18 protein-coding genes are annotated in these 22,250 nt (G+C 42.7%); 14 read left to right on the top strand and 4 right to left on the bottom strand.

Features of this window, described 5'->3' with window-relative positions:
- The first annotated feature begins 28 nt into the window (after window positions 1–28).
- From QNI29_RS19285 to QNI29_RS19240, 10 genes are all read left to right on the top strand, one after another.
- Entirely contained in the window at window positions 29–1,306 is a 1,278-nt protein-coding gene (locus tag QNI29_RS19285) for a nucleotide sugar dehydrogenase (protein WP_231417772.1), read from the top strand.
- Window positions 1,307–1,319: 13 nt separating this feature from the next.
- Window positions 1,320–2,033, top strand: coding sequence for a WecB/TagA/CpsF family glycosyltransferase (locus tag QNI29_RS19280; RefSeq protein ID WP_231417773.1), 714 nt, complete (start codon window positions 1,320–1,322; stop codon window positions 2,031–2,033).
- A 57-nt stretch (window positions 2,034–2,090) separates the two neighbouring features.
- A complete protein-coding gene (locus tag QNI29_RS19275; RefSeq protein WP_231417774.1) occupies window positions 2,091–3,110 on the top strand; it encodes a GNAT family N-acetyltransferase in 1,020 nt (339 codons plus the stop codon).
- A gap of 19 nt (window positions 3,111–3,129) precedes the next feature.
- Window positions 3,130–4,017, top strand: coding sequence for a PIG-L deacetylase family protein (locus QNI29_RS19270; RefSeq protein ID WP_231417775.1), 888 nt, complete (start codon window positions 3,130–3,132; stop codon window positions 4,015–4,017).
- The gene (locus tag QNI29_RS19265) at window positions 4,014–5,114 is read left to right on the top strand and encodes a glycosyltransferase (RefSeq protein ID WP_231417776.1); all 1,101 of its coding nucleotides are present in this window, start codon (window positions 4,014–4,016) and stop codon (window positions 5,112–5,114) included. The genes QNI29_RS19270 and QNI29_RS19265 overlap by 4 nt, the downstream gene beginning before the upstream one ends.
- A gap of 598 nt (window positions 5,115–5,712) precedes the next feature.
- Window positions 5,713–7,071 (top strand): O-antigen ligase family protein, encoded by a 1,359-nt coding sequence (locus QNI29_RS19260; protein ID WP_231417777.1) that lies wholly within the window; start codon window positions 5,713–5,715, stop codon window positions 7,069–7,071.
- 397 nt (window positions 7,072–7,468) lie between these two features.
- A complete protein-coding gene (locus tag QNI29_RS19255; protein ID WP_231417778.1) occupies window positions 7,469–8,623 on the top strand; it encodes an S-layer homology domain-containing protein in 1,155 nt (384 codons plus the stop codon).
- A 12-nt stretch (window positions 8,624–8,635) separates the two neighbouring features.
- The gene (locus tag QNI29_RS19250; RefSeq protein ID WP_231417779.1) at window positions 8,636–9,103 is read left to right on the top strand and encodes a hypothetical protein; all 468 of its coding nucleotides are present in this window, start codon (window positions 8,636–8,638) and stop codon (window positions 9,101–9,103) included.
- 48 nt (window positions 9,104–9,151) lie between these two features.
- Window positions 9,152–12,634, top strand: a complete 3,483-nt coding sequence (locus QNI29_RS19245; protein WP_231417780.1) for an autotransporter outer membrane beta-barrel domain-containing protein — start codon at window positions 9,152–9,154, stop codon at window positions 12,632–12,634.
- Window positions 12,635–12,829: 195 nt separating this feature from the next.
- Window positions 12,830–13,624: a hypothetical protein gene (locus tag QNI29_RS19240; protein ID WP_284526595.1), complete on the top strand. Its 795-nt coding sequence runs from the start codon at window positions 12,830–12,832 to the stop codon at window positions 13,622–13,624.
- Between the two features lie 115 nt (window positions 13,625–13,739).
- On the opposite strand, the gene QNI29_RS19235 is transcribed toward QNI29_RS19240, so the two are convergent.
- From QNI29_RS19235 to QNI29_RS19225, 3 genes are all read right to left on the bottom strand, one after another.
- On the bottom strand, window positions 13,740–16,232 hold the full coding sequence (locus QNI29_RS19235) for a hypothetical protein (protein WP_231417782.1): 2,493 nt from the start codon (window positions 16,230–16,232) through the stop codon (window positions 13,740–13,742).
- A 77-nt stretch (window positions 16,233–16,309) separates the two neighbouring features.
- Complete coding sequence (locus QNI29_RS19230) at window positions 16,310–17,098, bottom strand: hypothetical protein (protein WP_284526594.1); 789 nt, start codon at window positions 17,096–17,098, stop codon at window positions 16,310–16,312.
- A 25-nt stretch (window positions 17,099–17,123) separates the two neighbouring features.
- Window positions 17,124–17,987 carry a tyrosine-type recombinase/integrase gene (locus QNI29_RS19225; RefSeq protein ID WP_231417784.1) on the bottom strand — a complete coding sequence of 288 codons (864 nt, stop codon included), beginning with the start codon at window positions 17,985–17,987 and terminating at the stop codon, window positions 17,124–17,126.
- 468 nt (window positions 17,988–18,455) lie between these two features.
- Between QNI29_RS19225 and QNI29_RS19220 the strand changes: the two genes are divergently transcribed.
- The 3 genes from QNI29_RS19220 to QNI29_RS19210 all read left to right on the top strand — a co-directional run bounded on the left by QNI29_RS19220 (window position 18,456) and on the right by QNI29_RS19210 (window position 20,465).
- Window positions 18,456–19,133 carry a hypothetical protein gene (locus QNI29_RS19220; protein ID WP_231417785.1) on the top strand — a complete coding sequence of 226 codons (678 nt, stop codon included), beginning with the start codon at window positions 18,456–18,458 and terminating at the stop codon, window positions 19,131–19,133.
- 153 nt (window positions 19,134–19,286) lie between these two features.
- Window positions 19,287–19,553 carry a hypothetical protein gene (locus tag QNI29_RS19215; RefSeq protein ID WP_231417786.1) on the top strand — a complete coding sequence of 89 codons (267 nt, stop codon included), beginning with the start codon at window positions 19,287–19,289 and terminating at the stop codon, window positions 19,551–19,553.
- Window positions 19,554–19,616: 63 nt separating this feature from the next.
- Window positions 19,617–20,465 carry a protein phosphatase 2C domain-containing protein gene (locus tag QNI29_RS19210; protein WP_231417787.1) on the top strand — a complete coding sequence of 283 codons (849 nt, stop codon included), beginning with the start codon at window positions 19,617–19,619 and terminating at the stop codon, window positions 20,463–20,465.
- Between the two features lie 241 nt (window positions 20,466–20,706).
- Here QNI29_RS19210 and QNI29_RS19205 read toward each other — a convergent pair whose 3' ends face one another.
- Complete coding sequence (locus QNI29_RS19205) at window positions 20,707–21,201, bottom strand: competence protein ComK (RefSeq protein ID WP_231417788.1); 495 nt, start codon at window positions 21,199–21,201, stop codon at window positions 20,707–20,709.
- Window positions 21,202–21,633: 432 nt separating this feature from the next.
- On the opposite strand from QNI29_RS19205, the gene QNI29_RS19200 reads away from it, so the two are divergent.
- On the top strand, window positions 21,634–22,146 hold the full coding sequence (locus QNI29_RS19200) for a sigma-70 family RNA polymerase sigma factor (protein WP_231417789.1): 513 nt from the start codon (window positions 21,634–21,636) through the stop codon (window positions 22,144–22,146).
- Window positions 22,147–22,250: the final 104 nt, after the last annotated feature.

Below are 22,250 nucleotides of genomic sequence, written 5' to 3'. Positions count from 1 at the left end.
AATATTAAAGGAGAAAGAAGAGATCGTTATGACAAAAATTTGTGTAGTCGGCCTAGGCTATATCGGCCTTCCAACGTCAGCTGTTTTCGCAAAAGCTGGCTACGATGTAGTAGGCGTTGATGTAAATAAGAAAGTAGTAGATACGCTAAACGAAGGAAACATTCACATAGAAGAACCAGGATTGCCTGAAGTTGTGAAAGAAGCGGTTGAATCCGGTCGATTAACAGCCTCAACAGAAGTCCAGAAAGCGGATGTCTTCATTATTGCAGTGCCAACACCTGTCTATGAAGACAAAACGGCGAATACGGACTATGTGGCACAGGCAACAGAATCGATTCTGCCTGTCCTTGAGAAAGGCAACACAATCATCGTTGAGTCAACGATCCCACCGAGAACGATTGATGACGTCGTCGCTCCGGTTCTTCGTGATGCAGGATGGGACCTTGAAGGCAACGACCTTTACGTATCCCACTGCCCGGAACGTGTGATTCCAGGTAAGATCATGGAAGAATTAATCCATAACACACGCGTCGTTGGTGGCTTAACACCAGAAGGCGCGAAGAAAGCAGCGGACGTGTACCGTCTTGTTGTAAAAGGAGACATCCACGAAACAACAGCTGTTACAGCGGAAATGTCGAAGTTAATGGAAAACACATTCCGTGACGTAAACATTGCCCTAGCCAATGAACTAGCTAAAGTATCCGACAAGCTTGATGTGAACGCGCATGAAGTCATTAATTTTGCCAACATGCACCCACGTGTTAACATCCTGCAGCCAGGACCAGGTGTAGGCGGACACTGTATCGCCGTTGACCCTTACTTCATTATTGAAAAGGCTGAAGAAGTGACACCACTGATGCAGACGTCTCGTCAAATAAATGATTCTATGCCTTCATTTGTTGTTGAGAAGATCGAAACGTTAACGGAGAATATCGACAATCCAAAAGTAGCCGTATTCGGCCTATCTTATAAAGCGAACGTAGACGATGTACGTGAAAGCCCAGCTGTCACGATTACAAAGCGTCTTCAAACGCATCAAAAAGGCTTCCAGGTTGCAGCACACGATCCATTCGTGAAGCAGGAGATGACAGACATCCCGTTACACAGCGTAGAAGAAGCATTAAAAGATGCGGATGCAGCGCTTATCCTGGCTGATCACCGTCAGTTTAAAGAAATGGACCCGAGCCTCTTCGCTCAATACATGAAGACACCTGTTGTTCTTGATACACGTAACTGCGTGCCGGACCACGAGGGAATGACCCTTTACCAGATCGGTCACTTAACAGGCCTTAAGCCAATAAACTAAGAGGGATACATCAATGAAAAATGAACAATACATGGGAGTAGAAGTCTCCCCATTATCATATGAAGAGATCACTCAGCAATTAAAGACCCGCGTGCAGCGACTTGAGCAATCCACGATTATTGCCGTGAACCCGGAGAAGATCATGAAGGCGCAGGAAGATGCGACCCTTCGTGATCTCATCAACGGTTCAACGTTCCAGATCCCAGACGGAGTAGGGGTGCTTCTTGCATCCCGCCTAAGCGGTGGACAAGTTCGCTCCCGCGTCACTGGCGTCGATATGATGGACCACCTTCTGAAGCTCTCGGCGAAAGAAGGCTACAGCGTCTTCTTTTATGGGGCAAAAGAAGAAGTCGTCACAAAAGCGATCGACAACATTCAAGAGAAGTATCCAGCGCTTAAAGTTGCCGGACATGCAAATGGCTATGTACAGGATCAGGAAGCCCTAATCCAGCAAATCCAGGAATCGAAAGCAGACGTCATGTTTATCGCCCTCGGTTCTCCGAAGCAAGAGCTTTGGATTCGTGAGAACAAAGACCGCCTGCCGGTGAAAGTGTTCCAGGGTGTTGGCGGAAGCTTTGATGTCTATGCCGGGCATGTAAAACGAGCACCGGCGCCGTTTCGTAAAGTCGGAATGGAATGGTTCTACCGCTTAGCCACAGATCCGAAACGATTCAAACGCCAGCTCGCCTTACCGAAATTCCTCTGGAAGATCGTAACGAAGAAATAAAAGCGAGGCTTGGCAAGCGGTCAAGCCTCTTTGCACTTTTAGTAAAGGATGACACTTATGCCAATCAGAACGTACCAACCCGGCGATGAACCAAAGATTCAGGGGCTGTTCACCAAAGTATTCGGAAAAGAACGCTCCCTCTCCGTATGGGAGTGGAAGTTCTTACAGCATCCGAACGACTTTAATCCGTGGATTCTAGTCTTTGAAGAAGAGGAAGCGATTCTTGGTCACATTTCTCTCTGGATCGGGGATGCATGGATTGAAGGGAAGCGTCGCACCGTCGGCCTCCGTATTGATACGATGGTCGATCCTGACGCACGAGGGAAAGGTATATATAAGAAGTTAAACGAGAAACTACTACAACACGCAAATGATCAGGGCATCGACTTCTTGTACGGTTTCCCTGCTGAAAAGGCGAAGGAGCTCTTCCTCCGCTATACAGGGGCAGCTCATATGACAGACATGCCGAGATACGTCCTGATGCAGCGACCAGTCGCGCTTCTATCAAGCAAGATCGCTCCCCTGAAGCTGCTTACCCCACTTGATGGGGTCATCTCGAAATGGCAAACGCGTAAAATCAAACCCCATAACGGCACGATCCAAGACGTTACAGCGTTTGATCACACGTTTGATGAACTAGCTGAAGCCACAAGACATCAGGCAAAAGCACAGCTCGTTAGGGATGCAGACTACTTAAACTGGCGCTATAAGAAGCACCCAGAGAAGACGTACCACACATTCGCCTACTATAAAGATGACACCTTAAGGGGTTATCTTACGTATTCCATACAGGACCAGGGCTCTTATAAGAACGGCTTCATCGTCGACTGGTTGGCGAGAGAAGAACAGGATTGGGACGTTCTTCTTCAGGAAGCGGCTGTTCGGTTAAAACAAGTCGACGTCATTCAGACATGGTCGCTTACGACGAGCCCCTCTGCCCAAACGCTTTTGAAACACGGCTTTATCCATAAAGACAGCCCGATGCCTCTAGTCGGGAAGGATATTGCAGACGATACGGCCCACCTTCAACAGCCTGAAGCGTGGTACATTACCCCGGGAGACATAGATTCGTTCTAGGTTAAAGGAGATTACATTTATGAAGCGAAAGATTTTACAATCAATCTCACCCATCATCCATCCCATTACAGACCTTGTATTGGAACGCTATTATAAAGGTCAGCTCAACACCGCGCCTCTAGAGGAGGAGCGTGTCTTGCTGCTTGCGCCACACGTCGATGATGAAACAATCGGCGCCGGGGGCACATTGCGCCAGCATATCGAAGCAGGGGCTGAAGCGACGGTAATCTTCTTAACAAACGGAGCCGGAAGCGTCTCTGAATTAGGTCAATCCGAACTAATCGAGCGCCGCCGCAATGAAGCGTACAACGTCAAGGAACTCCTTGGGCTTCACGACGTTCGTTTCTTCGACGAACCAGACGGCGAGCTAGCGAGTACCGACTCCCTGCAGCAGCGACTGAAGCAGGTGATTGAAGAAGTGCAGCCTGACGTTGTGTACGCTCCGGTCTTCGTAGATTGCCATAGCGATCATATTGAAACGGGTCATCTCCTCAGGGATGCGCTTGATCAAACGAAGCGCGATCCTTTGGTGAGACTCTATGAAATCAATACAGCTCTTCCGAAAGAGGAGATTAACTGTGTGGTGGATATTACGAAGAGCTTTGATCTGAAGACGCGAGCGGTGGAGATCTTTGAATCCCAGCGAATTGACTTTGATGGTTTCTTAGCTCTGTCTCGCTATAAAGCTCAGCTCGTTGAGAACACGAAAGTCGAAGCAGTCGAGACGTTTTTACAGCTTGATCATGAAACATTTAAGAAACGCTTTGATGCCGTGTATGGCAAGTACGCCTACAGCGAGCACTTCAAGCAAGTGAACAAAGCATCCACGCTTTTATATGCTATATTCAAAAATTTAAGTTTCAAACAGCGCGTGTATAAGGAAAGTAATGGAGGGGGTTCATCATGAGAGTCGTTCATTTAATCTCCGGCGGGGAAACGGGCGGATCGAAGAACCACCTCATTACATTGCTTTCTCAGTTCCGGAAGCAAGAAGTCTCTCTCCTTGTTATGCAAAAAGGAGTGCTTTATGACGAGGCGATTCAAAAGGGAATCGATGTGCACCTGCTCGACCAGAGCTCACGCTACGATTTCCGAATCATCAGTAAGCTGAAGCGGTTCCTGAAAGACGGAGGCTATGACCTTTTACATACACACGGACCACGCGCGAATCTGTACGGGGCCTTGATCAAACGTTCGACCAATATCCCGTGGATTACAACCATTCATAGTGATCCGAAGCTTGATTTCTTAAAGGGCGGAATCAAGGGGAAGATCTTCACGAAAATCAATCTGTGGGCGATCAACCGGATTGATCATTTTTTTGCGGTCTCCGAACGTTTCAAAGAAGACCTCATCTCACTAGGCATCCCAGCTGACAAAATCACGACCGTTTATAACGGCATCGATTTCTCAAAGGGGTCCTATGCAAAAGGCACCCTCACACGTGAAGACTTGAACGTAAATGAGGACGACTTCGTCACCGCCATGGTCGCCCGTCTCCACCCGATCAAAGGACACGAAGAAGTCTTCGGGGCCGTCAAAGCCTTAAACAACCCTTCCTTCAAACTCCTCCTTATCGGCGGAGGACCAGAAGAAGAAGCGTTAAAGAAACGCGTCAAGGAACTAGAAATTGAGAATCAAGTTCAGTTCCTAGGCTTCAGAAGCGATGTACCTGACCTTTACCAAATCTCAGACGTCGGACTACTCGCTTCCTATAGCGAAAGCTTCCCACTAGCTCTTCTTGAAGCAGGCAGGGAAGACACCCCCGTCATTGCAACAGACGTCGGAGGTGTTCAGCACATGGTGAAAGACTATGGCTGGGTCGTGCCGATTAAAGATTCAGGAGCCCTAAAGAACGCTTTCGCTGAAGCGATTGAAAGGAAACAACAGGGGGAACTAGCCGACCTGGGCCGAAAGTTCCATACCTATGCCTCAACCAACTTCTCACTAGAGCAGCTTGCTGAGGCAACGAAAAAGATGTATAAAAAATTTCTAGAAGCGTGAAACTTTTAGAGTAAGGGCTCGTCTATTTCGTCTGGATGAACCCTTCTCTTTTTTGCACGCGCTCTAAGTAAGACGTAAAGAAAGCTCTGTTATGTTGTGAGGGATAGGGGCCGTTATGTTTGATGAGAGGATTGGGTGTCTGGGGAACGACTCGCTTTCCACGGGCGAGCTGTCGAGCCTCCTCGTTCGCTAGCGCTCTCTGTGGGGTCTCGTCGACCTCTTTCTCCCGTAGGAGTCTCCCCGTTCCCCAGACACCCCTGCCTTTTGTTTTTGCGAACGGCCCTGCTGCTTAAGCGGGAATTTTGTGGAAACGCCTTTTATGGCATGTTTCCGTTTGATCCATATAAAGAAGAGGTGGTTCGGGAAATCGCGAGACTCCTGCGGCAGTAGGAGCCTAGGGGAGACCCCGGAGGGAGCGAATGCGACTGAGGAGGCTCCCCAGCTAGCCGCGGAAAGCGAGTGATTTCACGGACCACCTTACGCCAAACTAAAGCTAACGGAAACATCCGCAATACCTACGGTCTTCCACCATTACTTTAAAAATAAAAAACACAAAGCTTAAACAGAGCCAAATAGAAAAAGAGGAGTGTACCAACACATGGCACAGAAACATTCATTAACATTTTACCTGGTGCTCTTGCACCTGATCATCATGCCACTTGTTCCATTGAAAGTGTATCTGGGACCCATTCCGGTCTCAGCGGAAGTTGTACTTATCCCGTTGCTGACAGTGGTTGCTGCTTATGAATTAAAAACCAAGCGCATCACACTAAATAGCGATCTTTCGATGAAAACCTTTATGGCCTTATTCGGCTTATTCTTTATCATCCAGGTTATATCATTAACACAAGCTGAATCCCTGTTCCCAGGTATTAAAGAAATCATTCGCTACGTATCTTACGTTGTTCTATTCTACATCGTAACGAAGGTAAGCTTCTCGAGAAACGAATTCAAAACGATGGGAATTACATTAGCAAGTGTTCTAGCCGTTATTGGGGTATGGGGCATTCTGTCTTACGCCTTCCAATGGAACCTGAATACAGCTGGTCTTTATGCTCTTGAAGAAGCGCACGGTCGTGTTATGTCTACGATGGTGAACCCGAACTACTGGGCCGGATTTATTAACTTTATCTTGCCAATTCTCTTACTTATTGCTGTAGCTTATTTTAAAGATCGGAAAATGCAGCTTGCATTCTTCGCTTTGTTTGCTGTCTACGTGATTAACCAAATCTTCACTTATACACGTTCGGCATGGATGATTATGGCGATGGCGATTCTATTTACGTCACTTCTTGTGCCAAAACGGTTCTATAAGAAGCTATTTACGATTCATATGATTATCGCAACGATTATTCTAGGTGTCATTGTCTACAACCTCCCAGACGTACAGGACCGCACAAAGTCAGCGATCTATGTGGTACAGTCCTTAATCCCTTCCTCAGAAGCCCCGGTAGAAGGCGAACCTGGGGACGAGGAGACAGAAGAAGAAAAACGCCAGAAAAGTTACGGAGATAAAACCGCTGTTTCAAGGGTAACCCTTTGGAAGACAGGATATTTCATGTACAGAGACTATCCAATCCTTGGTGTTGGTATTGGTAACTATGACGTTCGTTACAAAGAATATGTCACAAGGTATCCAAGTCTTGATTTTGGACATGATCAGTACTCGGTACACAATTCCTATCTGAAAGTCGCTTCTGAGACAGGGACGATTGGTCTCTTAAGTTTCTTAGCGATCTATATTTACTATTACATCTTTATAGGGAAACAATTTATCCGAAACCGTGAAGATCTATTGAAGAAACTATTGCTTGTGGGTCTATTTGTGGGAAGTGGAACATTTGCAGGGCAGAATCTCGCGAATAACTTGATCTTTATACCTCAAGTTAACGTACTGTTCTGGCTGATCTCAGGGCTCATTTTCAATTATGTGCATAGAAAAAGAGACCTGGCATAGATATAGTGATTGTGGTGTAAATTTTATGTAATTTAGTGGTGGATATTTCTTGTAATTATCTAAATTACCATGATATACTAGGAAACGTTATTGTAAGAAAAGTTGTAATAATTGCACGAGGAATTCTATTACATTCTTCGTCAATTTGTAACAAATCTACCTATCTTTGAAATAAAATAGACAAAATGTGTATTTATTAGTTGAAAAAAGAAATAGATTTGTTAGAATTACAATGTGAGTATTTCCATGTAAACCAATTTTCACCTCAAAAAGTATTATGTGGGTTGGAAAAGTTTACACAAACAATGTGAAAAAGGGTTCTTGTTGGATGGGACTCTCATCCCAGGAACCTGATATATAAATATGTACTAGGTACATAAAGGGAGGAAAAACTTTAATGGCATTTCAACCAAAGTCTTATCGCAAGTTCATGGTTGCATCTGCATCTGCAGCTTTAGTAGGTTCTGCAGTAGCGCCAGCAGTAGCATCAGCAGCTGCAGCTGACGATTTCACAGATGTTGATCAGGACACTCGTCACTATGAAGAAATTAACGCACTATACGAAGAAGGTGTTTTCACTGGTTATGGAGATGGTACATTCGGACCAGAAGAAAGCCTGAAGCGTAGTGAAGCAGCTGAAATGATCTTCGCCGCTCGTGGCTTAGAAGCAGCTGACAAATTTACTGCAACTTTTGAGGACGTTCCTCCACGTATCGAAAACGAAATTCAAGCACTTTACGATGCTGAAATTTTCGATGGTTATTCTGAAGTTGAGTTTGGCTCAGACATGAAGCTAAACCGCGCAGAAATGGCTAAAATCGTAATTGAAGCTTTCGAACTTAAACCTGAATCTGAGGACAAGTACGAAGATGCTCCATTTACAGATCTTGAAGAAACAAAACTTTACCCTTACATCAATGCTGTATATGAGTTAGATATCGCTGATGGTTTCCCAGACGGTGAATTCAAACCACATGATGAAATCAAACGTGGCGACTTCGCTAAAATGCTTTACAATGCATGGATGATCTGGAAAGACAACCAAGGACCTGACTACTCAATGCTTTCTGAAGTAGGAAACATTGCTTCTCCACTTCCAGGAGTATTCGCAGTAGAAATTCCTCTTGATAACCTTGACGGTGCTACAGCTGAAACAGTTGTAACTCTTGACGTTGATGGTGAAACAGTAGAACTTGAATACGATGCAGAGCGCGACGCTTTCCGTAATATTCAAGTATCTGGTTTCGAAAAAGAAGAACTTGAAGGCGCATGGGTTGTTTATGAGAAAGAAGAGCCAGGCGAAGTTAAAGAATTAGGTTCTGTAACTGAACTTAACGGTAAAGTAGCTGCTCCACTTCCAGGCGTAATGGCTGTAGAAGTAAGTCTAGATGAGCTAGATGGCGAAACTGCTGACAGCACAATCGCACTTTGGATCGACGGTGAAGAAGTAGAACTTAGCTACGACGATGGCCGTGATTCTTTCCGTAACATCCAGATCTCTGGTTATTCTGAAGCTCAGCTTAAAGAAGCTACTGTAGTTTCTAAGCCATAAAGGGTGAATTCGATGAAGCATCTAACAAAGTGGGTGGCCGCATCAGCACTTACATCAGCCGTTGTTATCGCTCCAGCTATTCACTCGACAGTTGATGCCGCAGAATCCAATATCGAACATTTAGTTTATTCTTTTGACGGAGATACGTTCCTCGTTTCGTACGAGCAGTTCACAAACGCCTTGATCGACCAGGACGGTGGATTGTACGACTTCGTTTCAAATGAACAGCCTACAATTGAAGCTGTAGGTCTAGATAGTGACGCTTACGTGAAATATGAACCGTTTGTAACGGCTGTTTTTGACCAGCCTGATGAGAATCCATTGGCACTATTGGACAATCTATCAAACGACTCTAGCAATACGCTTGACGGTAGTGTTGTAGATTCATATGAACTCGTCACAAACTTTGACAATGGCCTTCCAAACCCAGACGGTGAACAACCAGAACCAGTGGTACCGGAAGTCATTTCAATAGATTAATAAAGATATAAAAAACTTTCTTAAAGATTAAGAGGAGGAACTTTCATAATGAAAAAGAGCCAATTTAAAGTTATGTCATCAGCGGCTTTAGCAACAGCATTAGCAGTACCAGCAGTAGCCGGTGTTGCACCACAAACAGTTGACGCAGCAGAAACAGCTGTTGACAATCTTGTAGTAGAGAAAAACGGTGAAGTTAGCGTAATTACTTACGAAGAGTTCGTAAACATGCTTCTAGATGGTGAAGAAGCAGGTACAATCAAAGCAGTTAGCTCTGACGAAGTATACTACACTTACGAAGCACTTGTAGACGCTACTTTAGATAACCCAGATAGCGATCTTTCTGAAATCATCGACATGCTTGCTGATGATGAAGACGCTATGGTATCGGACGACATGCTTGCTGAGTGGGGTCTTGGTGTTAACCTTGATGTTGAATCGGTAAGTGCGATTAACAATACTACTGTAGAAGTGAAATTCGTTGAGCCAGTAAGCGATGTAGACGCAATTGACTTCTCAATTGAAGGTCTTACAATCGAAAACGCAGTTGTAAAACAAACTGACGATCGCGTTGTATACCTAACTACGGAAGCTCACGAAGCTGGTCAAGAATACACAGTTATGGCAGACGACGAAGTTCTAGGTTCATTCGAAACTGTTTCAGCTGTAGTACCTGATGCAATCGACTTTGTTTCAGAATCTAAACAGTCTGTAGTTGGTAAAGAGGTTACTCTTAAAGCTGATGTTGGCGTAAAAGAAGCAGGAATCCCTGTAACATTCAACGTTGACGCTCCAACAGACAGCCTTAACGAAGACCACAAATTCGAAGTTTACACAAACGAAGACGGTATTGCTGAATACTCTTACACTCAATACAACGATGGTGTAGATAACGTAGCGGTTTACCCTACAACTGCTCCAGCAGTTCGTGACAACGCTAAAGTTTACTGGGGTGTTGATAACATCCTTACAGTATCTGAAGACGAAGCTGACAGCACACTAGCGAACGGTGAAGAGAAAACTTACACAGTTAAGTATCTTGATCCTGAAACTGGAGAGCCTGTATCAAACGAAGAACTTAACGTTACGTTCCTTGAGAATGTAAATGTTAAACCTTCTGACGTAACAAATGCAGTAGTTGGAGATCCAAGCTACGGAAACGTTGCTACTCCTTACCAAACAACTGATGGAGAAGAAAATGGCGTTATCGTTGAAACAGATGCTAACGGTGAAGCTACATTCTCTGTAAGTGGTACAAACACTTCTGTTACACCAGTTGTATTCCTTAACTCTGACCGCGACGACTTAGACCAAGCTCGTTGGGATGCTACTGAGCTTCAAGCTATTGCTAGTAAAGTAACATTCTCTGGCGCACAAGAAACTAATGAATTCACTGTTGAAGGCGAAGACCTTACAGCTTCATTAAACCTTGTTAGTGACGAAGACGAAGCAGCAGCGGGTTATGACAATGGTCGTAAGTACTCTGTTACAGTAACTGACGAAGATGGCGAAGCTTACGATGGTGGAATTGTAAACGTAGCGCTTCAAGAAGATATTGACGATCTTCGTTCTACAAACACGGATGCTGACATTAAAACAGTAGATAGTGATGACTTACTAGGTACAATCCTAAATGGTCGTAACGATGCTGAAATTCAGTTGAAGTTAAATGATGAAGGTAAAGCAGAATTCGTTGTATACGGTGAAGACGATGAAGTTGCTACTCCAATCGTTTGGATCGACCAAAACAACGCTCAAAACACTCAATCTGGTGTATTAGAGTCAGGTGAACCACGCCTAATTGCTGAAACTACAAACTTCGAACAAGAACGTGTAGTTGGCGCTATCCTAGGAGTAGATGGTAAAGACGGTACAGATGTAACTCTTGAAAATGCTCCTCTAAACGTTACATTCAATCCAGTTAACCAAAGTGGTATGACTCTTAATGACGTACCATATGACGTAACTTACGTTGTAAGAAATACTGGTAGCGAACCAGTAAGCGTTGATGGTTATGGTTATGAAGACGGTGAAGGCGATGCTATTGCATATGGCACAACTATCGAAGTTGGTGGATCTTTAACACTTAACAAAAACATCGCATCTGGCAAAGATACATTTAGTATCACTGGCGCCGAAGGTGCTTCTGTATCCGTACGTGCAACAGGGGTAACTGAAGATGACTTCTCAAGCGATAACCGTGAAGAGAACCTACGTCTAGTTCCTGCTCAAGTAATTGAAGCTGACTTTGCTGGTGAGCCAGAAACTACTTTATTCACTGGTACAGTAATGAACCTTGACGAAGATGCTAACACATTCGAGTTAAATATTAATGGTGATGTTGAATCATTCGATTACACTGATGGAGTTCTATTTACAACAGATTCTGAGAGTTCTGTTTCTGAAGCGTACTTTGAGCAGCAACTTTCTGAGGGGGATACAGTAACTTATCGTAAAGATGGTGACCGTAAAGAGTTTGAGATTGTTAGCAATACTGATCCAGTTGATTCAACAATTCCAACAATGTTATCAGCAAATGCTACAGACAACCAAACACTTGAAGTTACTTTCGATGAAACTGTAACTTCGTCAGCAACTGCAGCGAATTTAGCAAGCCAGTTTTCTGTAGACGAAGATGATGATACTACAACAGCAGATGTCAACAATGCTACATCGGCTTCAATTAGTGGAAACACTGTAACATTAACATTCCCAGCAGGTACTTTTGCTAGTTCTGACATTGGTGAAGTTACTTATAGAGAAGGAAGTGTTTCTCCTCTTGAGGACTTAGCAGGTAATGATGTTGCAACGCCTTCTACAATTGATGATTCATCAACTACATTAAGTTTCGGGGCTTCCCTTGGCTCTACTAATGATACTACTGTAGGTACAGAAGGTTCTGCAGAATCACTAACAAACCAAATTACAGCAGGAGCAAGTGCTAACTCTTCTAACTTCTCAGTAACTGTAACAAATGATAATGGTCCAGTTGGTAGCACTACAGTTCCAAATATTGTGACAGGTGATTCTCCATCTGTTGTTGCTAACAAAGTTGCTGATGCAATCAATGCTGACGCTACACTTAGCCCTTTATATACTGCAACAACTAATAATGATACAGTTGTGTTGACACAGGATGAGGGTAACTATTCAAACGAGTCTACATTTACTCTAACTAGCACAGATCCAGATAGTACTGGGGTAACCTTTGCTGGCTCTAATGAGCTTGCTGATGGTGTAGATCCTGTTGCGGGAGTATTTAATACAGAAGTACTTCAAGGCAACCTTACAGGTACTAATCAATCTATTACTGCTCAAGTAACAAATACTGATGGGTTTGACCAATCCGTAAATGTTACATTATTAGCCACGGACGAGACAGTAGCAGAGGTTAGAGACCGTATTATCGCTTCTTTGAATGCTAATCCAACAGTTTCTACTCGTTATACTGCTGATGCAAATGGAAATGACGTTAGACTTACTGAGGTAGCAGGAACAGAATCTGATGCAACAGTAGAATTAACTATTCAATAAAAGTTACTATTACTGACCTGTAGACAAAATTGTCTACAGGTCATTTTTCTAAATGGACACATAAACAATAAATTTAAAATGTCCTGAACGTAAGGAGTGAACTATGTGCAAATGCCTTTAATTAACTCATTAAATAGGTCTTCAAGTTTTACATATAACCATAAACTAAAAGACCCAAAAAACTGGTCCTCAACAATGGAAACAGCTAAAAGAGCTATAAACCCCTTACACGATCTAAATAAACATCAAAACTCTCTAATCGCATCCGCCATCAACTCAAACGATTGGTCTACATACGATAACTTCCAAGCCAAACAACACCCGGCCTGGTACGATCTTAAAGGCGGTGTACTAACGGAGAACAAAACTTATTGGGGTAATTTAATTGAGTCTCGTATGAGCGCTCTTAAGGAAGCAAAGGCAGAAGGAGATCAGGATGCTGTAGAGTCATGGAAAGAGCGTGTAAATGAGTCTATAGAAGAGTTTAAACAAGCTCCAGGGGTGACCCCTTATGTGCTAGGCTTAAATAGCAATGCAGGCCATGCAGCGGAGTATGGGGTGGAAGAACCAACCAATGAATGGTTCGACAGTAAATGGAACAATCCAACTGTAGCTAGTGACGGTAGGTTTGAACAAAATGAATGGTACGCAAATCCATATATGAAAGAAAATCCGGACCTTGCTCAGAAGGCTATCGCAGCAGCGAAAGCTTACCGTGAACCTGAGATCGCTAAAGTAGCAACCTCAATCGAAAAGGAAATGAACGCTTATTACGCAAAAGAGGGCATTACGCAAGATATTGCTGTTAAGGATAAGCAGGTTAATGTAAAACAAACAACGCCTGTGCAGAAGGCTGAGACATCTCAACCAACTAGTAAATCCTCCGCTTATTTAGAGGAGAGCCTTCAAAACTCTTTAATTAGAAACACATTCGCTTCTGTGAGTCAAATGAGCGCTGATATGGTTCAAGCCTTATATAAAAGAGCTTAGCATTTTAGAATAACCAGAAGCGTTTTGGAGGGCGCAGCCACTTCACGAGATAAAGACTCTAAATTGCATAAAAAACCGCATGGATTAGAATCCATGCGGTTTAGTATAAAGTTAATTATTCAGCAACAACTTTAACAGTTTCAGAAGCGCCGCTATCATAAGTTAGAGTTACGTTAAACTCTTCACCAGCAGATAGAGAAGCATCTGTTACAGTAGCGTTAGTTAAACCGTTGTTGTTAATGTTGATTTCACCTTTAACCGGTGTGATTGTTACGCTTGGTGCAGCAGCAGTTGTTGAGTCAGGGAATGTCACAGCACCTGTAGTTGCATTAGCTAGAACGTCCACCCCGTACTGGTCTGTAACAATTACGTTGTAGTCACTAGGATTACCCGTTGTAAGTTGTGCAACATTGAAATCATTACCATCAGCATCAATATCGTAGGCAACAGAAGAAACTGAATCAGCATTTAGAGCAGTGTCTTCAGTTACTTTTAAGCTGTCTACTTCTGGAGTTTCTTTAGAGAAAGTAACATTTTGTGTGAATTGTTCACCTGTTGCATTAATTGTTACTGTCATTGGAAGCTCTTTAGTAGTAGCATCTGTAGCATAACTAATTGACATTCCGTTAGCATCAATCGTTCCGTCTGCAACGTCTGATGAAAGTGCAGAGTTCGTAGATTTAGCAGTGAAATCAGTTCCGGCTGTAAGTTGTACTTTACTACCGTCATTTAATACACCGTATACTTTAACGTCTTCATCATAAGCGTCAGCATCAGTTTGTCCAGCACCGTTTTCGTCATATACAGTACCTACTGCTTCAACACTGTAAGACTCGTACTCAGTACCGTCTGTTACGCGAAGTGTAGATTCAGCAGCACTTCCTTGAATAACACCGTTAGTATCTTCAAGTTGCATTGTAAGTTCTTCTTCACCATTGGTAGTACCAGCTGTAACTGTAACAGATTCACCAGAAGCTGTAATTTCATTATCTCCAGCTACATCAGAGATGCTTACGATAGAGCTTGATTCGTCTTCTGTTACTACAATTTTGTTAGCAGCATCTGCATCTAACCAAGCATCTAGCGTATCCTCATCCATTGTGCGACCGTATTGATCTTGAACGTTTAGGTCAGCAGTTGTAATAGTTGTAGTTGCAGAAGCTTTTAATGTTTTGCTGAAATCGGAATTTAGGCCAGTAATCACAACTGGTTCAGCCGTTTCACGGACATTTAATGTTGTAGTGTTTACTTTGTTACTAGATGTAACAGCAACTACTGCTACAGCACCTGTAGTAGATAATTCGCTAGCAGGAACTTCAACGTAGATATCGCCATCTTTTTCTACAAATGGATTTGCAAGAGTGGTGTTACCTACAGTCACGTCTACACCTTTTACAGAGTCATTTAAGATATCAACATCTGCAACAAGGTTACCTTCTTTATCTAGAACCTGAGCAGGTAGTAGTGCTTTTTCACCAGCAACAACTAAAGCAGGTTGACTTATTGCAACTTCGTTTGTACGTGTGGCTTCAGAAACTTCAACTTTTACAGAAGCACTATCACCAGTTGTTTTAGAGATAAGCGTTAGAGTGCTAGTACCTACTTTAACGCCGCCTGCTGGAGCATTAACTTTAAGCGCTGGTACATCTTCGCCATCAATTTCAACTGTAGTGAAGTTAGACGCAAAGTCTACTACTGTTGTGTTCGTTTCATTAATTAAGATGTCACTGTTTAATTGAGAAACATTTGTGATTGCATTACCATATTGGTCTTCTACTTGTACTGGTAGATAGAATTCATCACTAGATAAATCAGTGTCTTCATTTAACGCTTTACCATCTTCATTGTAAAGAGAACCGATTTCTACATCAGCTGCTTTAGCTTGAGAGCTAACAGTTAATGTTTGAGTAGCAGTTGTAGCTGTACCACCATGTACAATAGTAAGAGTAACCTTGTCATCTTGCTCGTACGAGCCGTCAAGGTTGATTTGGCTGTTTACAGAGTCTACAGTTGCTGAACCAGTGCTAGCTGTAGCTGTTACAGCAGTGTATTTTGTAATGTCTTCACCATACTGGTTGTATACTTTGTAACCAACAGTAGCGTCGTCTACAAGCGCGTCTGCATCAGAACCATCAGTTAATGGTGCTACCTCAGAAAGAATTTCAATAGAATCTACCATTTCGTCCTTAACTTCTACAGAACCAGTTAGCACTTCATCAGTAACACCAGAAACGTTAACTGTATAAGTTCCTGCTGTTAGCTTAGAACCTAGTTCAATAGTAGCTTCTGTCATATCTTCATTGAAATCAACAGAAGAGATGCTAGCAGTTACAGCACCTTTTTTAACGGAAAGATTAGCTTTTGTCTCATCAACAGGCTTGTTAAATGTAACGTGTAAGCTTTTAGAAGATTTAGCTGAAACGTCTTCAACTTGAGGTTCAGGGGAGTAGTCATCAACTGTTACAGTATATTCTTCGTCTTCATATGTAACAGTTACTTCGTTTTCAACATCTGGAGTTAACTCATCGACAGTAAACTCTTCTGTAACGCCGTTAGAGAAGGTAACTTCGATTGTTGTTGCGTTAATCGCACTTAACCTCAGTAACACAACAACAACATTTTCAAAAAATAAAAGTTGTTGAGGCCTTGCGTGAGAAGGGATTGAAGAGGGAATGTTACTCTTACCTAAGGTGTTGCTGGATCATGGTTCAATACATATTGCTTAATTGCATTTTCGAGTAAAGTCTCTGGATTTACGCTTGTCTCTTCTGCAAAGTTGTGGATAAGTTCATAGATCGAAGAACGTACTGGGACTTTATACTCATTTTGGTTTGTTTGTTCAATGTTTGTACTAGAAGGGGTGGGTTGTACAGGTTGTACACCCTGGGCCTCTTGTGGATAAGTTAATAAATTTTTCAGTCCATCTAAGTTTTCATTTAAGAATTCGAAGACGGGATAAAACTTTTCTAAGCCACTACCGTCATTTTGGCCTGAGTGATATCGAATATTTGTAAATGACGGGATTTGTTCTAAGAGCTTTTCGATGAACGTCGATTCTTTCCGAGTACTTAACGTATAATTGTTTTGCTCCGCATTCCAGTAATAATGCTTGGAGCGCATGTAGGCACCTAGATCGCGGTGATTTTTAAATTGGAACTGACGAGCCACCACTCGTATATCCCGTGCCCGCTGCAGGGCTATAATAATATCTTCCGCTCGATCATCGTGCTCAGGTGCATTTTTTTGAACATCTTCTTCTATATGTATGTCAGATGCCTGTTCTTCTTCCTTTGGAAAATAGGTTCCCTCATCTGGATCCCACCGATATCCTTGTCGTCTCATAAACATATCAATCGATTTCCACGTTTTCATTTTATATTTCAGCGCAATGTCTTCGCGCGTTTTTCCTTGTGATAGTAATTGCAGGATACTTTGTACACGTTCCTGTGTTTTATTGCGTTTCTTTTCTGACATAATTCTCTGAGTTGTCCTCCTAACGTTATAGTTGATTCACAGCTTCTTGTAAATTCTTCATATCCGAGTGCATGTAAACGGAAGTGGTTCGAACATCGGCGTGCCCGAGTAATTTACTGATATTCGCAGTATTCACATTTTTCGCAACAAGATGACTGGCGAAGGTGTGACGAAGTATGTGTGCGGTCACGGTTTTTTCCCATTTTAACTTCTGTGACGTCTCGGCTAGTACATAATTAATGTAAGACGGGGAAAGTTTCCCTGTCTTCTTCGTAGCGAAAAAGTATTCGGATGGAGTAGGCTGTCTCCATTCATCAAGATACTCCACTAAGTAAGGCTTCAACTTCTTACTAATCGGTACAACACGATCTTTATTTCCTTTACCGGCGATCACATGAATCAAATTCCCCTTAAGATCGACATCGGCAATCTTAAGATTCGTACATTCTGATACACGAAGACCTGTGTTGGCCATGACTCGACAGGCCAGTTCTACCAGTGGGTGTTCAATAGATCCTAATAATTTTGTTAACTCTTTCTGCGTTAAGAATGTGCGCTCTTTCGTTTCCTTCCTTAAGGCTTCAACAGCCATAGCCGGATCCTGGGCGACGTGTCCCTTCTTATATAAATAGCGGCAAAATGATCGAATTGAGTGCAGATGACGATTAATACTTGCAGGCTTATATCCCTTCTCCTCACGAAGCATCCTCATATAGAATTCAATATCGGTTTCGCTTAGTTCTTCCACATAGAATGGACAATTATACAAGTTTGTCAAAAATTGATCGAACATCGTTAAATCCATCAAATAGCCTCGAATCGTTTCCTCACTTCGGCTTTTATCAACGAGACTTTGCTGAAAGAGTTGAACAGCATTCGACAATAACATGGTTCCACCTCCCTTAATTGGATTTTTTTATCATGGAAATAAAAATCATTGTAAATTTTACCTTGAAATGAATAGGACTTCAATACCAATTTCCGAAAATGGTCATCTGTGGAATGAAAGGAAAACTAATGAAAGTAGCTAGGACTAAGGATGTGGGTGTAAAAAATATTTTTTCCTTAATTTATGGAAAACATGCATATTAAAAGAAGGAAAACCTTATTTTATCCCTTTTTCTTTGTGTCTGAACAAAAAATAAATATGAGCGAAAAGTCTTACTCTTTACTCGTTTAAAAGAGATGCTTTTAAGGAATATAAAGGAAGTGCATTCATTCACTAACGAATTTTTGGGTGTTTACATAGAAAGGCAGAAATATCCATTCTTTAGCCCCATTGCTAGAAACTCTTGCCATGTTATACTAGATTTTAGTGAATGTACCAATATTAATATGAAAATAGGAGGAGTTCGCATTGTTTAAGAAATTTTTGACTCCAATGCTTTTAGCCCTAGTGCTCGTAGTAGCCGGATGCAGCTCTGATGAAGCAGGTAATGAGAAAGACCCAGACAAGGATAAAGCTGAAACGACGGAGAACGATCAAACGTCTGAAGATAAAGATGATCAGAAATCCGACGAAAAAGACAGTGAATCATCTGAACGAGAGAAAGAAGGAACAAAAGGAAGCGACGGTTCTGATTCTAAAGATGATTCAAGTAAAGAAGATGGCAAAGAAGAGGGAGAATCTAGCAAAGATAGCTCCTCTGATAAAGAGAAAGATTCTGACAGTGATTCTTCTAAAGACTCAAGCGAGAAAGACTCTGAATCTGGCTCTGACTCTAACCAAACCGCAAGCGGCGGTGGCAGTGATGGAGGCGGCGAATCAGGCGGATCTGCTGCACCAAAAGAAAAAACGTATACATTTAAAGAAGTGAACGGAAACGCTGTTCAAGTTCTAACGGGTGTAAATGCAGTTGAGATTAAGCTAGCAGATATTAAAGGTGCTACTAAGAATAGTAAAGTTTCCATTAAAGCTAACGATAAGACGTTTGAGCTTACTTACAATAGTGATCGTAAAGCATTCCGTAATATAGAAATTATGGAAGCGGAAACGGAAGATCTTAAGAAATCTAAAGTTATTGTGCGAGGCTAACTCATTCAGGACCTGATCTATAATGGATCAGGTCTTTTTATGTGCGCGTGAGGTGGAATTATCCTTGTATACCAAAAATGAGGAAACGGTTGTCGAAATGTTGGAAATCCTGCATAATAGTAGTATCAAAGTTTCACAGGGAGGAATAGACAGATGAGTAATTTAGTGAAAGATCATGACCATTTAATCAAAAACGTTGGCGGGGTTGCTCAGGCGCTTAAAATAGAAGCAGATTCCACGGAATTTGGACCAGGGCATAATGACTTATACTTAAGCCTAAATGTGGGAGAGCAGGAAAAGTTATTCCCATTCCAATATAAAGAAGAGAAGAATGACTACCGCGTCCTTCAAATTCCTTTATCTTTCTCTGAGGAAGATATTAAGAATGGTGAAGTTGTGCAGGTTCAAGTACAAGACTAATAAATGAAATGGCCGATCTCATAAGGGGATGGGCCATTTTTTTTATTTAATGGAGGGGATCACTTGAGACACATTTCTTCTATTTATGAGAAAGGGAGCCGGCCGATGAACGAAGACCGGGTTGTCCTACATGAAGAAGCGGATCGCTACGCTGTTGTTGATGGGGCGACGGGCATAGATGGCATACCTGGAGAATTAGCTGCTTCGGTCCTTGCTCAGAATATGGAACAGCCACCAGGAGAGGTGGAACTCTTGTCCATCGTGAAGGTAGCGAACGAGACGCTCGGGCGTAAAAATGTTCGCGAATACGGGGGAGACGCTTCCATAGCTGATGTGCCTAAAGAGGCAAGAAGTACCTGCGGAATAGCTGCGATTCAACTTAATGAAGACAGAACATTATCGTACGTTCAAACAGGAGATTGCATGATTTTTGTTCAGTACAAAGATGGGTCCATTCGTGCTCTAACGTATGATCATGTGGCGCAATTTGATGATATTGCTTTGAAGAGACTTGAGGAGACGAGGGAGCGCGCATCTGGGGGCCAGCTGTTGAACGACGCGATTTTTGAACAAGAAATAAAACCTATCTTACTCGATAACCGAAGAAAGCTGAACACTAAGGAGGGTTACCCCATTCTAGATGGAAGCGAAGAAGCGCTGGATTTTCTCGATTGGGGCACTCTTCCTTTGCTCAACGTCGACCGTCTATTGCTCCTTTCTGACGGGCTTCAGCTACCAGATGGGAAGGGAGACGGGGAGATATGGATGGAAACAGCTCGCTATGCATTTACTTACGGATTAGAGGCTTTAAGGGATCGGGTTCATCAAATGGAAGAGGAGGATTCGGACTGTTTGAAATATCCCCGGTTTAAGAAAGCAGATGATAAATCTGGGGTTCTTATTTCCCTATAAAACTAGTAAACGATCGAGACGAAACACTGAGGCCTATGCTTGAATTGTCCATTTCAGGTGGACTTCAAGGTGAAGCACAGCACTTTAGTGGACGAAAGGGTGTCTGGCACGCGTCATTGTTTTACCGCAAGAAAGCAACCTTGGAACTCCGTTTTTTAGGCAAGAGAAAAGCCAGGGAACCCGTGGGGTTCGCTGGCTTGGTAATGGGGGATTGTGCGGGGTTTAGAGTTTTCTATCCTCGCTATCGTTCGTTTATGGAACTCATGTAACGGACCATAATCTCGCACGTGCGTTGAATTTGCTTTTGTAAGACATAAAAGGATACAGGCAGGTCGATTCTTGTGCCGTTATGGAAAATGACGTATGAGCTTGACTTGTCTCCGCCTTTGTCAGCAATGTGCCAAGGGAAGATCCACATGCAGCCGAACTGCTCAGGTGAAGCAGTAGGGCAAGCGAAAATGTTTAACTCGGGCTGAATGGCAACAGGTAGCTTCTTGTGGCAATTCAGTAAAACATTAATCGATCGGCGCATGGCGCTCGGAGAGCTCATCCAGTATAAGCAAGCAAGGTCGATCACCTTGGACGGTGTCTCGGTTAGGTAAACATCAGCCTTGAAGCGGTCGATGATGCGGGCTTGGTACCATTCATGATAAACAGGTAAAACGGCCAACGTATCCTTAGTAATAAGACCCTCGTAGAACGGATTACCGTTCGAATGTTCTGTATCTATCTTCATTTTTCTCAAATCCCCCTAGAGTTAAAGTAGTATACAACCGTGCGCTATCATAAGCCACACATGAAAGATCGGTCCTCCTCTCGCAATCATATGGCTATCACATCTGCATGTTCCTATGAAGTATAGGATAGAGATTCTGATGATCTTAAAATGTATGTAAGAAAGCGCTCACCTCAATACATATATTATAGTCGAATAATTCCAAATATTACAATATAAAATGTCTAAATACCTATAAAAATTACATAATACTTCATAAATTATGGGTAAATAGGAAGGTTAGTTGTCCGTTTTTGTTGTTTTATGACTGGAAACGTGACGTTTAGTTGAAGAAATACTCTCTTTGTCTCCATGAAGAAAGGCGCGGCTTTCTATATGCTTTCCTTACCGGCGGAATAAAAGGAAAAGCGCGCTTTTTGAAAAGAGGACATCGTGACAGATGTTAAAGAGGACTTTAGTGAGCTTGTAGAGCAGTTCACTCCTATGATTCATCACATTATTCATAAACTCAGGATTCGGGATCCTCACAAGGATTTTTATCAGGAGGGGCTTTTGGCACTGTGGGAAGCGGGAGAGAATTATCAGGAGGAAAAGGGGAAATTATCCTCGTATATTTACTTTATTGTGCGAAACCGGTTGATTTCAAAGATGAGGAAAGAGAACCGAATTGCAGAGAAAGATGAAGTCGTTACGCTTTTGTTAGAGGAGGAGTCCGTTTACTATGATTCATCCTTTGCTGTTGATCCTTACCTTTACCAGGGAATAGTTGGGACGTTAACGGGGAACCAGCGGAAGTGGTTTGATGGGTTTGTTCTACGTGAATTAACCATAAAAGAAATTGCTGAACGGGAAGGGACGACTCAACAGGCTGTGAAGAACTGGGGGAGGCTTGCTAGGGAGAAGTTGCGACAGCATCCTAGAATACTTGAGTATATTGGTAAATAGCGACAGAGCGCTCTTATAATAAGAGCGCTTTTATTTATTATGGCTCACTTTTTCAGGAAGTTCTAACTAAGAATTATGGTGTGGTTCTCGTGAGGATTTAAGAG

The sequence above is a fragment of the Pontibacillus chungwhensis genome (genome assembly GCF_030166655.1).
GTDB lineage: Bacteria > Bacillota > Bacilli > Bacillales > BH030062 > Pontibacillus.
This window is presented reverse-complemented; position numbering and strand designations above follow the sequence as displayed.

Bases quoted from the DNA above. Each gene is read 5' to 3' on its own strand.
- QNI29_RS19285 (WP_231417772.1), top strand. From the start codon at position 29: ATGACAAAAATTTGTGTAGTCGGCCTAGGCTATATCGGCCTTCCAACG.
- QNI29_RS19280 (WP_231417773.1), top strand. From the start codon at position 1,320: ATGAAAAATGAACAATACATGGGAGTAGAAGTCTCCCCATTATCATAT.
- QNI29_RS19275 (WP_231417774.1), top strand. From the start codon at position 2,091: ATGCCAATCAGAACGTACCAACCCGGCGATGAACCAAAGATTCAGGGG.
- QNI29_RS19270 (WP_231417775.1), top strand. From the start codon at position 3,130: ATGAAGCGAAAGATTTTACAATCAATCTCACCCATCATCCATCCCATT.
- QNI29_RS19265 (WP_231417776.1), top strand. From the start codon at position 4,014: ATGAGAGTCGTTCATTTAATCTCCGGCGGGGAAACGGGCGGATCGAAG.
- QNI29_RS19260 (WP_231417777.1), top strand. From the start codon at position 5,713: ATGGCACAGAAACATTCATTAACATTTTACCTGGTGCTCTTGCACCTG.
- QNI29_RS19255 (WP_231417778.1), top strand. From the start codon at position 7,469: ATGGCATTTCAACCAAAGTCTTATCGCAAGTTCATGGTTGCATCTGCA.
- QNI29_RS19250 (WP_231417779.1), top strand. From the start codon at position 8,636: ATGAAGCATCTAACAAAGTGGGTGGCCGCATCAGCACTTACATCAGCC.
- QNI29_RS19245 (WP_231417780.1), top strand. From the start codon at position 9,152: ATGAAAAAGAGCCAATTTAAAGTTATGTCATCAGCGGCTTTAGCAACA.
- QNI29_RS19240 (WP_284526595.1), top strand. From the start codon at position 12,830: ATGGAAACAGCTAAAAGAGCTATAAACCCCTTACACGATCTAAATAAA.
- QNI29_RS19230 (WP_284526594.1), bottom strand. From the start codon at position 17,098: ATGTCAGAAAAGAAACGCAATAAAACACAGGAACGTGTACAAAGTATC.
- QNI29_RS19225 (WP_231417784.1), bottom strand. From the start codon at position 17,987: ATGTTATTGTCGAATGCTGTTCAACTCTTTCAGCAAAGTCTCGTTGAT.
- QNI29_RS19215 (WP_231417786.1), top strand. From the start codon at position 19,287: ATGAGTAATTTAGTGAAAGATCATGACCATTTAATCAAAAACGTTGGC.
- QNI29_RS19205 (WP_231417788.1), bottom strand. From the start codon at position 21,201: ATGAAGATAGATACAGAACATTCGAACGGTAATCCGTTCTACGAGGGT.